Source organism: Pseudoalteromonas sp. RWi3 (assembly GCF_054960735.1).
On the sequence record NZ_JBHNYL010000015.1, the window covers coordinates 74,792 to 88,322 of the forward strand.

Genomic DNA, 13,531 nt, shown 5'->3' on the forward strand with positions numbered 1-13,531 from the left:
GCAATGATGCAAATTTTAAGATTAGGCGGTAGAACATTAAAGTTCATGTCGTTACGCAAAGTTGCAATGGGTATCTCAACGCTACTTATTTTAGCTTCACTTGCGTCTATCTTTGTTAAAGGTTTAAACTTTGGCCTTGATTTTACCGGTGGTACAGCGGTAGAGGTTGGCTTTTCTCAGCCAGCGGATTTAAAAAATGTACGTTCAGTATTGGCCGAAAATGGTTTTGCTGATGCATCGGTGCAATTATTTGGCTCCAGCCAAGAAATCTTAGTCCGTTTAGCACCTCGTGGTGACGACGTGAAAGCTGAGGTGATTGGTAACCAAGTAATCGCCGCGTTAAAAACGGCCGATGATAGCGTTGAAATGCGTCGTATCGAGTTTGTTGGCCCAAGTGTTGGTGAAGATTTAAAAGAGCAGGGTGGTCTTGCCATGTTAACTGCTCTTATTTGTATCTTGATCTATGTTGCGTTTCGCTTTGAATGGCGTTTTGCACTAGGTGCAGTAGCGGCACTTATGCACGACGTGATTATTACGCTAGGGTTGTTCTCAGTGCTTGGTTTGGAGTTTGATTTAACCATTCTTGCTGCGATACTAGCAGTAATAGGTTACTCACTTAACGATACAATTGTTGTATCTGACCGTATTCGTGAGAACTTCCGTAAAGTTCGTATCGACGACACCATTGAAATCATCGATATCTCACTCACACAAACACTTAATCGTACTTTAGTGACATCAATTACCACAATCCTGGTATTGATTTCATTATTCGTATGGGGTGGTCAAACAATTCATGGCTTTGCCACTGCATTATTGTTCGGTGTGTTTATAGGTACTTATTCTTCTGTTTATGTTGCTAGTGCTGTTGCAATTGCAATGGGTGTAAGCAAAGAAGATTTGATTCCAGAAGTGATTGAAAAAGAAGGGGCAGATCTAGACCCAATGCCATAGGTTTAGCTTTGCACTTATATAAAAGCCGCTTACTTAAGCGGCTTTTATTGTTATTACGGGTTGTGTTGATTTATGTTTAAGTTGTTCGTATTCGTGTGCTTGGTTTTTATATTAACGGCTTGCGATAAACCCCTATCAGAGCCGCAAGTAAAAACTGAAGTAAAAAAACTGTCTCCTGCAGAGGCTTTTTATGTCCAAGCATCACAGCTTCTTAATGCGATAAATATGGGCCAAGGCCTTGCTAATTTAACAAGTGAATCAGCTGCGCTTGTTAAAGTTTCAAATGCGCTATTAGATCAGTTTATGCAGCAGCACCCTCAGTGCACAAATTATTTAACCGCGCTAAACGCAGCATTAGCAGAATTAACTTCTCCCGCACTTGAAAAAATAACAAGCAAGCAGCTGTCGAATTTAGCACTCCCCAAATTTAATGATCCTATCTGTTACCATGCAAAAGCAGTATTAGTTCATGCTGTGACTGTTCAAGTGCTTAGTATTAAAGCAGATAAAAATGAGCAGATATTGCTAGTGCCTGAACATGAGATAATCTCAGCTTTAGCGCATTATGATCAGGTTAAAAAGAGCCTTACCCAAAAGCCGTAAAGCTGACATAAAATTGTCATACATAATTGCTACTTTATGTGCCTCTTAATAATTTGTATTGGCTTGGTGATAGGTGAGTGAGCAGCAGCGTTCTTTAGAAAATATATTGCATAACAGTGATATAACAACTTTGTTTCAACCTATTTTTGATATTTCTGGCAAACAGATATTGGGTTACGAAGCATTGAGCCGAGGCCCCGCAGGCAGTTTACTTGAGATGCCAAGCGAACTGTTTAGTGCCGCTATTAATTACGATAAAATATCTGAATTAGAATTACTGTGCCGCTCAACAGCCATAGAAAGTTTTGTGAAACTAGGCCTAAAGGGCAAACTGTTTTTGAATGTAAGCCCCAAAACGCTACTTGACCCATGCCATCCAAAAGGCGAAACACTTCACCTGATTGAAAAGTTTGGACTTGCTGCCAGTCGTGTGGTTATTGAAGTAACTGAACAAGAAAAAGTGGATGATGGCTTTTTACTGCTTAAAACTATTGCGCATTATCGTAAATTAGGCTTTTCAATTGCTATTGACGACCTCGGTGCTGGTTACTCTGGTTTAAAACAGTGGTCAGAACTATGCCCAGACTTTGTTAAAATAGACCGCTACTTTATAGATCATTGCGATCAAAGTGTGGTGAAAAAAGAGTTTTTAAAATCGATTATCGAACTGGCTAAAGTAACTAATACAGAGGTCATTGCTGAGGGCATAGAGCGAATAGAAGAACTTTATTTATTAGAAAGCCTAGGTATAGTCAATGCTCAAGGGTTTTTGCTCGAACGACCAAACACAAAACCAAGTACTGAATTTAAAAGCCCACAGTTAGAGCAGCTTAACTTTTCACCTTTAAGTAACCAACATGAACAATCAATGGCTATAGGTTGGTTGGCCGTTGAACAAGCCGCGATTATGAGTGAAACTCGTTGCAAAGATGCTCATAAGATATTTGAACAAGACAAAACAATAATCAGTATCGCCGTTATAAACGAGCAACAGCAGCCTGTAGGGCTATTGCATAAAGACCAACTAACCGAAGTATTTGCAGCACCTTATGGGCATGCATTATACGGTAAACAACCTGTAACAGCGTTAATGCATAAGCAGCCACTGATAGTTGATGAAAATCAATTGTTAGATACCGTAAGCCAGCAAATTACAGAGCATGATTTTGATATTCGTCGCCACATAATCATTACACGTTCTGAGCAATACTTAGGTTTAGCACCGTTACGCGATATTTTAAAACATATTACAGAAGAAAAAATACGACATGCACAACATGCAAACCCTCTGACCATGTTGCCAGGTAATGTTGCTATTAATGAAGCAATAGAGCACCGTTTACGCACTAAAAATAGCTTTTCACTTGCCTATATTGATTTAAACCACTTTAAACAGTTTAACGATTTATATGGCTATGCCAGTGGTGATAGCGTCATTAAGTTATTAGCGAATGTCACGGTTCAAGCGTGCGCGAATATACCTAGCTTTGTTGGTCACATAGGTGGGGATGATTTTATGGTGGTGTTTGATAGTGATGATGCTGTTATGATTTGTAACTTCATCATTAAACAATTTGAGCTAGAATCTAGGGCATTTTTTACGCCAGAACATATTGCCAGTGGAGGATACTGGGCCTGTAACCGTGAAGGCGAAAAAAAATTCGTACCGTTACTGACATTATCTATTGGCTTAGTTGAGCCTGATTTAGCATTGTGTAATAACAGTCATCAAGTTGCAGCTCTTGCTACTGACGCTAAAAAAGAGGCTAAACGTTATCGTGAAAGTCACTTATTTGTCTGTAAACGACGTAGCCCAGCTCCAGCTGTAGTAAGGTTAACATCCGATATAAAAGTGCTATAAAATAGAACGCTTGAGTATTTATTCAACAGGGTGTAGGTTAAAGAAAACCCATAGAAAATAATATCAATGACACAATCATTTTTTTATTTACTCATAAATAGCTTTATTTTTTATTGTGCAACATTATCTGCTCAAACTATCAATGTTGCGCAAGAGCCCCGTGTTCAATACAAGCGTGACGAATATTTAAGTACACTGCTGATCAAAGCGCTTGAAGCGGCAAACTATTCAGCTACATTGAATCATATTATTGTTCACCCCCACCAACAACGTACACTGATCACCCTACAAAACAATGATGTTGATTTATACTGGAGTATGACAAGTCCTGAGCGAGAAACGCTAGCAATCGCCATTAAAATCCCATTGTATCGAGGTTATATAGGTAAGCGCGCTTTAGTTACACAACGTGCATTGTTGCCTCAGTTTAAGAATATAACAACACTTGAACAGCTCAAGCCTTTAACGGCAGTTCAAGGGCATGACTGGCCAGATACAAAAGTTTTGTCACATAATGGATTAAACGTTAGGCCTTTAGCTAATTATGAAGCTATGTTTGGTTTAACAGCTGCAGGGCGTATTGATTACTTTCCTCGATCATTTATTGAAGTTAGCTCAGAGCTTAAAGAGGTAAATAATAGTGAGCTGGCAATAGTGCCAAATATATACTTTCACTATCCTGCGGCATTTTATTATTTTGTATCCAAAGAAAAGCCAGAACTGGCTAACGCAATAGAGCAAGGGTTAACGAAAATGCAGAAGACGGGAGAGTTTTTAGCGTTATTTAATAAATACTTTAGTGATGACTTAAACGCATTACCCTTTGATGAAGCAAAAGCGATAGAAATTAAGTTAGTTAATCCTCATTTTACGCAATAAAAAAGGAGCCCAAGCTCCTTTTTTATTACGTACTGAATCTTAGCGTAGTAATGATTCAGTTAAAACTGGACGAATCTCACGAATAATCGCTTGTGTCAGTTTTGGTGCACCACAAATAAGGTTACCGCTTTGGTTATAGTTATTACCGCCAGCGAAATCTACAACCATACCGCCCGCTTCTTTAACCATTAGTTCACCTGCAGCACTGTGCCAAGGCTTTAAGCCAATTTCGAAGAAGCCATCAACACGACCAGCGGCAACATATGCCATATCTAACGCAGTACAACCCGCACGACGAATATCTGCAGTGTGAACAAACAATGCTTTGAATGCTTCAGTGTATGCATCCATGTGGTGTTTGTTTTTATACGGGAAACCTGTAGCAAGAACGGTACCTGCAAGAACAGTTGTTTTGCTTACGCGAAGACGTTTGCTGTTAAGCTGTGCGCCTTGACCACGTGAAGCGGTGAAAAGCTCGCCACGGATAGGGTCGTATATTACAGCTTGGTCTAAACGACCTTTAACTTTAAGCGCGATAGAAATCGCAAAATGAGGAAGCCCTTTGATGAAGTTAGTAGTGCCATCAATAGGATCTACAATCCATTGGTAATCTGCATCCTTGCCTTTGTGCTCACCTAATTCTTCACCCACAATAGAGTGAGTAGGGTAAGACTGTAAAATAGTGTCACGGATTACGGCTTCAGCTTCTTTATCAATATTTGTAACTAAGTCGTTAGTGCCTTTTTGTTGCACTTCAACTTTTGATAAATCTTCACTTGCGCGAAGTAAAAGTTTGCCTGCGTTACGCGCAGCGCGAACCGCAATGTTTAACATTGGATGCATGGTTTTACCTTTGGGTTGTAAAAGAACGTTTATATATTTTAAGCTGGCGTATTCTAGCGACTTTTGACACAAAGTAAACACCAAACCCCAAATAGTTCTGAGTGTTTTTTGTACGGGTTTGAGTTGCAAGGTAAAAAGCATATAAAAAATTTGTACTTTGGCTTTAAACAAAGGATTTTGTGACGAACCTAGAACCTAGAACCTAGAACCTAGAACCTAGAACCTAGAACCTAGAACCTAGAACCTAGAACCTACGCAGCTTATCGCTTAGAGCTAATATACGTGCTACAATTCCCGCCAATTTTTTGTATGAGTTAAGTAACACCGCAATGATCTTAGATGACATCCGTATTGTTTTAGTAAACACCTCGCATTCAGGTAATATTGGTTCTGCAGCACGTGCAATGAAAACCATGGGCTTATCAAAGCTTTATTTAGTTGACCCAGCGTGTGAAGTTGATAGTCATGCCAGTGCACTCGCTGCCGGTGCTACTGATGTACTAGGTAATGCGGTGATTGTTGATACCGTTGCAGATGCTATTGCTGATTGTGCGCTTACCATTGGTACAAGTGCGCGTTCACGTACTTTATCTTGGCCTATGGTTGAGCCACGTGAATGTGGAGAAAAACTTGTCGATGAGGCCGTAGATGGTCCTGTTGCGTTGGTGTTTGGTCGAGAAAATAGCGGGCTAACTAATGAAGAATTACAGCTTTGTAATTACCATGTGTGTATTCCTGCTAATCCAGAATACAGTTCGTTAAACTTAGCAATGGCGGTTCAAACACTGTGTTATGAAACGCGTATGGCATTTTTAAATCAACAACCTAAAAAGGTTGAAGAAGACGAAGCGGTATACCCAAGCTCAAAACAAACCGAGTTATTTTACGATCACTTAGAAGAAACACTTCATAACACCGGCTTTATTATTAAACAGCATCCTGGTCTCGTTATGACTAAATTGCGTCGTTTATTTAACCGCGCACGCCCAGAAGACGCTGAGATGAATATTTTACGCGGCATTTTAACGTCAATAAACAAGTCTATAAAATAAGCGAAAGTTATAAGCACTTTTAATGAGTAATACTTGACTAAATTACTCAGGTAATTACAATGAACACAATACTTGACCAAAAAGGTCGGGTATTGAAGTGAGTTAGGAAGATAAAGGCGCTAGGAAGACAAAGGTTCTAGGAAAAAACTAGAACACCTTTAACAGTCAAGTAAATGACTCAATACTGTCTTGTAGAACCTAGAACCTAGAACCTAGAACCTAGAACCTAGAACCTAGAACCTAGAACCTAGAACCTAGAACCTAGTCTTCATAATAATACTTGACTATTTTACTCTGGTAATTAAAATTTGCACTCTTTTGTGCGGGGGCTCTATGAAGTTAACATCAAAAGGCAGATATGCCGTTACAGCTATGCTCGATGTTGCACTACATACAAATGTAGGTGCCGTACCCCTTGCCGATATTTCAGAACGACAAGAGATTTCTTTGTCATACCTTGAACAATTATTTGCCCGTTTACGTAAAAATGGTTTAGTAAGTTCAGTGCGTGGTCCAGGTGGGGGTTATTTACTTGGTCGCGACTCAAGCACAATTTCAGTTGGCGATGTAATAAGCGCCGTTGATGAATCAGTCGATGCAACGCGCTGTCACGGCGCAACAGGCGGATGTCAAAGTGGCATGCGTTGTTTGACCCACACATTGTGGTCAGATTTAAGCACGCGGATTGAAGACTTTTTAAATGGTATTACCCTTGCTGAATTGGTTGAGAAATCCGACGTTAAAGAAGTCGCATCTCGCCAAGATAACAGCGTTAATAATGCAATTAAGCAATTGGAAAATATTCAAGTAAGCTGTCAACTATAAGTTGGCGCCAGCGGAGATAGAAATGAAGTTACCGATTTATTTAGATTACGCAGCAACCACGCCAGTTGACGAGCGTGTTGCAAAAGAAATGATGCAATGCCTAACAATGGATGGCAATTTTGGTAACCCTGCATCACGTTCACACCGTTTTGGTTGGCAAGCTGAAGAAGCAATCGATCAGGCGCGTACTGATATTGCTGACCTAATTAATGCAGACCCACGTGAAATCGTTTTCACGTCGGGCGCAACAGAATCAAACAACCTTGCAATTAAAGGTGCTGCACAGTTTTACAAAAAGAAAGGTAAGCATGTAATTACCGCTAAAACTGAGCACAAAGCGGTTATCGACACGTGTCGCGAGCTTGAGCGTCAAGGTTTTGAAGTAACTTATATGGACGTTGAAGAAAACGGTTTACTCGACCTTAAAAAGCTTGAGCAAACAATGCGTGAAGACACCGTATTAGTGAGCATCATGCACGTGAATAACGAGCTAGGTGTGATTCAAGATATCGCGACAATTGGCGAGATGTGCCGCGAGCGCAAAATCATGTTCCATGTTGATGCAGCGCAAAGCGCAGGTAAAGTATTAATCGACATTCAACAGCTTAAAGTTGATTTTATGTCGTTCTCAGCACATAAAGTATATGGCCCTAAAGGGATTGGTGCGTTGTACGTTCGTCGTAAACCACGTGCTCGCCTTGAAGCGCAAATGCACGGTGGTGGTCATGAACGTGGTATGCGTTCTGGCACTTTAGCAACACACCAGTTAGTTGGTATGGGTGCTGCATTTAGAATTGCAAAACAAGATTTTGAAAAAGATCATGCTCACATCAGTGCGCTACGTAAGCGTTTAATTGATGGCATTATGGCTGATATGGACGAAGTGTACTTCAATGGCGCACAAGACCAATCAGTACCAGGAATTGTTAACATCAGCTTTAACTTTGTTGAAGGTGAATCGTTATTAATGGCTGTTAAAGATATTGCTGTATCATCAGGTTCTGCCTGTACATCAGCAAGCTTAGAGCCTTCTTATGTATTACGAGCGCTTGGCCGCAATGACGAACTAGCACATAGCTCAATTCGTTTCAGCATTGGCCGTTTTACCACCGAAGAAGAGATTGATTATACCGTCAATTTAATGAAAAACTCTATCGGTCGCTTACGTGAGATGTCTCCTTTATGGGAAATGCATCAAGAAGGTGTTGATTTAGATTCAGTTGAGTGGGCACATCATTAATTGATGGGCACACCCACTAGCAGGTAGTGAGGATAGTATTATGGCGTATAGTGATAAAGTAATTGATCATGTTGAAAACCCACGTAACGTAGGTGTTTTAGACAAAAGCGATCCATCAGTAGCAACCGGTATGGTTGGCGCACCAGCATGTGGTGACGTGATGAAGCTACAAATCAAAGTATCTGATACCGGTGTTATCGAAGATGCTAAATTTAAAACGTATGGTTGTGGTAGTGCAATTGCATCTTCATCACTGGTAACAGAGTGGGTGAAAGGCAAAACATTAGACGAAGCTGCAACGATTAAAAACACTGATATCAGTGCTGAGCTTGAATTACCGCCAGTGAAAATTCACTGTTCGATTTTAGCAGAAGACGCTATCCAAGCAGCAATTGCAGATTACAAAAGTAAACAAGCGAAGTAAGAGATAACCATGGCAGTGACATTGACAGATGCGGCAGCAAACCGCGTAGAATCATTTTTAGCAAATCGCGGTAAAGGCCTAGGCCTACGCGTAGGCATTAAAACGACGGGCTGTTCAGGTCTTGCTTATGTTCTTGAGTTTGTAGACGATTTATCTGAAGGTGACGAAGTATTTGAATCCCAAGGGGTAAAAGTAATCGTTGATGCTAAAAGCTTAGTATACATAGATGGTACAGAGCTTGATTACACCAAAGAAGGTTTGAATGAAGGGTTTAAGTTTATAAACCCGAATCAAGCTGATGAGTGTGGTTGTGGCGAAAGCTTCACAGTTTAATCGCTCATTGCAATTGTATTCTTAAGCCCTGCACCTGTAGGGCTTTGTTCTATCTGAAATTTATATGGTTTGATAATGCGCTATTTTGAGTTGTTTGCAATACCTGTTGATTACCAAGTTGATTTGGCCACAGTCAATAAAAACTACCTAGAGCTACAGCGTGCCGTTCACCCTGATCGCCACGCAAATAGCAGCAGCCGCGACAAATTATTAGCAGTACAAAATGCTGCTGAAATTAACGATGCACTACAAACACTTAAGCACCCGGTAAAACGTGCCGAATACATGCTAAGTGAGCTCGGTGTTGATATTCGTGCTGAACAACAAACCTTGCAAGACCCGCTATTCTTAATGCAACAAATGGAACTACGTGAAGAGCTCGAAGAATTAAGCTCAAGTAGTGATCCTGATGCAGCCATTGCACAGTTTGAGCAGCAAATAAAACAACTCGATAGTCAATACAGTGCACAACTTGCAGCGCAGCTGGCAAGTGATGATGAACAGCAATGGCAGCTAGCGGCAGATAACATTCGTAAGCTTAAGTTTGTTTATAAATTACGTGATGAACTAGAACGTATTGAAGACAGTTTATTCGACGATTAATTTTTTAACTTACTGATCAAAGTAAGTAAAAGCGAGTTAAAAGAGCATTATGGCATTATTGCAAATTGCTGAGCCGGGGCAGAGCGCGGCACCACATGAACATAAGTTAGCTATAGGTATCGACCTTGGTACAACCAACTCATTAGTCGCGACGGTACAAAGCGGTGAAGCACGCACATTAACCGATGTAGGTGGGGCTGCTATGTTGCCATCAGTCGTGCGTTATCAAGCTGATAGTGTGACAGTCGGTGAGCACGCAGCACAAGCCGCTACGCAAGATCCAGCAAATACGCTTATCTCTGTGAAACGCTTTTTAGGCAAAACTCAAACAGAAATACAACAAAGCTACGGCCAATTACCTTATGATTTTTGCCAGCATGATGGCGCTTTAGCGATCAACACTGCTGCAGGTAATATCAGTCCAATCACCGCTTCAAGTGATATTTTAAAAGCACTTAAACAACGTGCAGAAGAAAGCTTTGCAGGGCAAGATATTTTAGGTGCCGTGATCACGGTTCCAGCTTATTTTGATGACGCACAGCGCCAAAGCACGAAAGATGCAGCAGAGCTTGCTGGCATCAATGTACTACGTTTATTAAACGAGCCAACAGCAGCCGCTGTTGCCTACGGTTTAGACTCGGGTCAAGAAGGCATTATTGCTGTTTATGACTTAGGTGGCGGCACCTTTGATATCTCTATCCTGCGTTTGAACCAAGGTGTATTTGAGGTACTGGCTACTGGTGGTGATTCAAGCCTAGGTGGCGATGATTTTGATTCATTATTAGTCGATCACTTTAAACGTGAAACTGGCGTAATGAATTTATCACCCTCGGTACTTCGTTTATTCATCAATAAAGCCAAGGCGTGTAAAGAAGCATTAAGCCAATACGCAAAAGTGAATGTTGGCCTTGAATTTGACGACGAAAAACACATGGTCGAAGTCACCCGCGAAAAGTTTGAAGAACTGGCAATGTCGTTAGTTAAAAAAACACTGCGTTCGTGCCGACGTGCAGTTAAAGATGCGGGCATTGAAAATGACGAAGTACTACAAGTGGTTATGGTCGGTGGTTCGACTCGTATGCCGATTGTACGTAACCAAGTCGCTGAGTTTTTTAACAAAGAGCCACTAACTTCGATTGACCCAGATCGCGTTGTTGCCTTAGGTGCAGCATTGCAGGCTGACGTATTGGTAGGTAATAAACCAGATTCAGATATGCTACTGCTTGACGTACTCCCTTTGTCACTTGGTCTTGAGACTATGGGCGGCTTAGTTGAGAAAATCATTCCACGCAACACCACAATCCCTGTTGCACGTGCACAAGAATTCACAACGTTTAAAGACGGACAAACAGCCATGTCATTGCATGTGCTACAAGGCGAGCGTGAGCTTGTTGATGATTGTCGTTCATTAGCTAAATTTAGCTTAAAAGGGATACCTGCAATGGCAGCCGGTGCTGCGCATATTCGGGTCACCTTTAAAGTGGATGCCGATGGTTTGTTAAGTGTGTCAGCAATGGAAAAATCAACCGGTGTACAAGCTGATATTCAAGTAAAACCGTCTTTTGGTTTATCAGATGACCAAGTAGCAAATATGCTAAAAGAGTCAATGACCAACGCAAAAGACGATATGCAAGCACGCATGCTTAAAGAGCAACAAGTTGAAGCGCTACGCGTAATTGAAGCGCTTGAAGCATCACTGGCTACAGATAGTCAATTGCTTGATGAAGCTGAACTGAGTAACCTAAAAGAAGAAATTGCACAACTTGCTGTTATTCGTGAATCAGCCGTTGAGCCAAGTGATATTAAAGCAGCCATTGAAAAAGTGGATAACGCCAGTAGCGTATTCGCTGAGAGAAGAATGGATGCATCGATTAAAAAAGCACTGCAAGGGCAGTCAGTAGACAACGTTTAAAGAGGTTAGAATGCCACAAATTATTTTTCTTCCCCATCCGGAATTATGTCCTGACGGCGCCGCAATCGAAGCACCAACAGGTGAAACAGTTTTAGATGTTGCTTTAAAAAACGGTATTAGTATTCCGCACGCTTGTGAAAAATCATGTGCCTGTACTACTTGCCACTTAGTTATTCGTGAAGGTTTTGACTCACTAGATGAAAGCGACGAGCTAGAAGATGACATGCTAGATAAAGCGTGGGGCTTAGAGTCAGAGTCTCGCCTTGGCTGCCAAGCAATCATTAAAGATGAAGACCTTGTGGTTGAAATACCAAAATACAATCTCAATATCGTTAATGAAGAGCATTGATTTAAAGTGTAGCTGTAAGATAAGAGCTATAAGCCGTAAGCTTTAAAGAAAACACCGCGCTCAATGTGAACGCGGTGTTTTTGTTTTAGCTTAAAACTTAAAGCTTACAACTTAGGGCTAATAGCACTAACTGGAGGTCTTATGTCACATTTAGTTTTTACTGATTCATTTTTTAATGGTGAGTTTTACCCAACAGATTCTCACTTTGATGTAACTGACCCTGCGACAGATAAAGCGATTGCTTCGGTTAGTGATATTGACCAAGCTGGCGTACAACAGGCTATTGACGCAGCTCACGGTGCGTTTATTAAACTAAAATCTACTAATGCTACATCGCGCAGCGAAACCTTGATGCGTTGGTACGATTTAGTCATAGAGCACAAACAAACCCTTGCCGAGTTGATGACTAAAGAGCAGGGTAAACCGCTCAAAGAATCCCTTGGTGAAGTAGAGTACGGTGCCGGTTTTATTAAATGGTTTGCCGAGCAAGCAAAACGTAGTTATGGCGATGTGATCCCACCGACCGACAATCAGCACCGTTTAACGAGCTTTAAGCAACCAATCGGAGTTGTGGCTGGTATCACACCGTGGAATTTTCCTATTGCCATGGTGACTCGCAAAGTAGCCCCAGCTTATGCCGCAGGCTGTAGCTTTGTATTAAAGCCCTCAGAACATACTCCGCTTTGTGCACTTGCGTTGGCATATTTAGCTGATCAGGCAGGTTTTGAGAAAGGTGCTTTTAACGTACTGGTTTCTGAAAATGCGAAAATGGTCGGTGAACTGCTAACAGAATCAGAATGTGTGCGTAAGTTTACGTTTACTGGTTCAACCGGTGTGGGTAAGCAGTTACTATCGCAATGTGCTTCAACAATTAAGCGTACCTCAATGGAGCTTGGTGGTAATGCGCCGTTTATTATTTTTGAAAATGCTGATTTAGATGAAGCTGTTACAGGTTTAATGGGCGCTAAGTTTAGAAACGCAGGGCAGACTTGTGTGGCAGCTAATCGCATTTTTGTGCAGCGCAATGTGTTAGATGAAGTGGTCAAAAAGCTCAATGAAAAAGTAACCTCATTAAAAGTCGCCAGCGGTTTTGCCGATGACTGTGATATTGGTCCGCTGATATATGCCAAAGCAAAACAAAAGGTTCTCGAATTACTTAGTGATGCAAAACAAAAAGGCGCGACTCAAATAAATGATGTCAAAGAGTTAGGCGGGAATTTTCAAGCGCCTGTTATTTTAACAGGCGTTACCCCTGAAATGGACATTTACCATCAAGAAGTATTTGGTCCAGTAGTGAGCATTATCGCATTTGATGAAGAAGCAGAAGTACTCGCCCTTGCCAATAACGTGCCGTACGGCCTTGCTGCTTATTTTTATAGCCAAAACATTAAACAAATCTACCGCGTGAGTGAAGCACTCGAGTACGGCATGGTGGGTATTAATGAAGGGCTGATCTCAAACCCCGTTGCGCCTTTTGGCGGTGTAAAACAATCAGGCCTAGGACGAGAAGGCGGCCACCAAGGACTAGACGAATACCTCGAAGAAAAATATGTGTGTATGAAAGTTTAGCTGTAGGGCGGTAAGCTAAAAGTTTTAAGCTGCCCGAGTATAAGGAAAGCCTTGACATAAAGTCTGAATCAAATAGTTTTTTGC

General features: G+C 41.3%; 14 protein-coding genes. 13 read left to right on the top strand and 1 reads right to left on the bottom strand.

The window, feature by feature from the left end; translation table 11 throughout:
- The first annotated feature begins 6 nt into the window (after nt 1-6).
- The 4 genes from secF (at nt 7) to ACFI4Z_RS16030 (ending at nt 4,297) form a co-directional block, all read left to right on the top strand.
- On the top strand, nt 7-954 hold the full coding sequence (gene secF / locus ACFI4Z_RS16015; RefSeq protein ID WP_462671449.1) for a protein translocase subunit SecF: 948 nt from the start codon (nt 7-9) through the stop codon (nt 952-954).
- 72 nt (nt 955-1,026) lie between these two features.
- Nucleotides 1,027-1,557, top strand: coding sequence for a hypothetical protein (locus ACFI4Z_RS16020; RefSeq protein WP_462671450.1), 531 nt, complete (start codon nt 1,027-1,029; stop codon nt 1,555-1,557).
- A gap of 73 nt (nt 1,558-1,630) precedes the next feature.
- Nucleotides 1,631-3,418: an EAL domain-containing protein gene (locus ACFI4Z_RS16025; RefSeq protein WP_462671451.1), complete on the top strand. Its 1,788-nt coding sequence runs from the start codon at nt 1,631-1,633 to the stop codon at nt 3,416-3,418.
- A 66-nt stretch (nt 3,419-3,484) separates the two neighbouring features.
- A complete protein-coding gene (locus tag ACFI4Z_RS16030; protein WP_462671452.1) occupies nt 3,485-4,297 on the top strand; it encodes a substrate-binding periplasmic protein in 813 nt (270 codons plus the stop codon).
- A gap of 39 nt (nt 4,298-4,336) precedes the next feature.
- Here ACFI4Z_RS16030 and suhB read toward each other — a convergent pair whose 3' ends face one another.
- Nucleotides 4,337-5,140, bottom strand: coding sequence for an inositol-1-monophosphatase (gene suhB, locus ACFI4Z_RS16035; RefSeq protein ID WP_099296831.1), 804 nt, complete (start codon nt 5,138-5,140; stop codon nt 4,337-4,339).
- Between the two features lie 329 nt (nt 5,141-5,469).
- Between suhB and trmJ the strand changes: the two genes are divergently transcribed.
- The 9 genes from trmJ to ACFI4Z_RS16080 all read left to right on the top strand — a co-directional run bounded on the left by trmJ (nt 5,470) and on the right by ACFI4Z_RS16080 (nt 13,447).
- Entirely contained in the window at nt 5,470-6,192 is a 723-nt protein-coding gene (gene trmJ, locus ACFI4Z_RS16040) for a tRNA (cytosine(32)/uridine(32)-2'-O)-methyltransferase TrmJ (RefSeq protein ID WP_462671453.1), read from the top strand.
- A 333-nt stretch (nt 6,193-6,525) separates the two neighbouring features.
- Complete coding sequence (iscR, locus tag ACFI4Z_RS16045) at nt 6,526-7,017, top strand: Fe-S cluster assembly transcriptional regulator IscR (RefSeq protein ID WP_394193740.1); 492 nt, start codon at nt 6,526-6,528, stop codon at nt 7,015-7,017.
- 22 nt (nt 7,018-7,039) lie between these two features.
- A complete protein-coding gene (locus tag ACFI4Z_RS16050; protein WP_087533306.1) occupies nt 7,040-8,257 on the top strand; it encodes an IscS subfamily cysteine desulfurase in 1,218 nt (405 codons plus the stop codon).
- 40 nt (nt 8,258-8,297) lie between these two features.
- Nucleotides 8,298-8,681, top strand: coding sequence for a Fe-S cluster assembly scaffold IscU (gene iscU, locus ACFI4Z_RS16055; RefSeq protein ID WP_135475614.1), 384 nt, complete (start codon nt 8,298-8,300; stop codon nt 8,679-8,681).
- Between the two features lie 9 nt (nt 8,682-8,690).
- Nucleotides 8,691-9,014, top strand: coding sequence for an iron-sulfur cluster assembly protein IscA (gene iscA, locus ACFI4Z_RS16060; protein ID WP_058560437.1), 324 nt, complete (start codon nt 8,691-8,693; stop codon nt 9,012-9,014).
- A gap of 75 nt (nt 9,015-9,089) precedes the next feature.
- Nucleotides 9,090-9,617 (top strand): co-chaperone HscB, encoded by a 528-nt coding sequence (gene hscB / locus ACFI4Z_RS16065; protein WP_462671454.1) that lies wholly within the window; start codon nt 9,090-9,092, stop codon nt 9,615-9,617.
- Nucleotides 9,618-9,666: 49 nt separating this feature from the next.
- The gene (gene hscA, locus ACFI4Z_RS16070) at nt 9,667-11,529 is read left to right on the top strand and encodes a Fe-S protein assembly chaperone HscA (RefSeq protein WP_462671455.1); all 1,863 of its coding nucleotides are present in this window, start codon (nt 9,667-9,669) and stop codon (nt 11,527-11,529) included.
- Between the two features lie 10 nt (nt 11,530-11,539).
- Nucleotides 11,540-11,878, top strand: coding sequence for an ISC system 2Fe-2S type ferredoxin (gene fdx / locus ACFI4Z_RS16075; RefSeq protein WP_087533302.1), 339 nt, complete (start codon nt 11,540-11,542; stop codon nt 11,876-11,878).
- 141 nt (nt 11,879-12,019) lie between these two features.
- The gene (locus ACFI4Z_RS16080) at nt 12,020-13,447 is read left to right on the top strand and encodes an NAD-dependent succinate-semialdehyde dehydrogenase (RefSeq protein WP_462671456.1); all 1,428 of its coding nucleotides are present in this window, start codon (nt 12,020-12,022) and stop codon (nt 13,445-13,447) included.
- Nucleotides 13,448-13,531 lie beyond the last annotated feature (84 nt).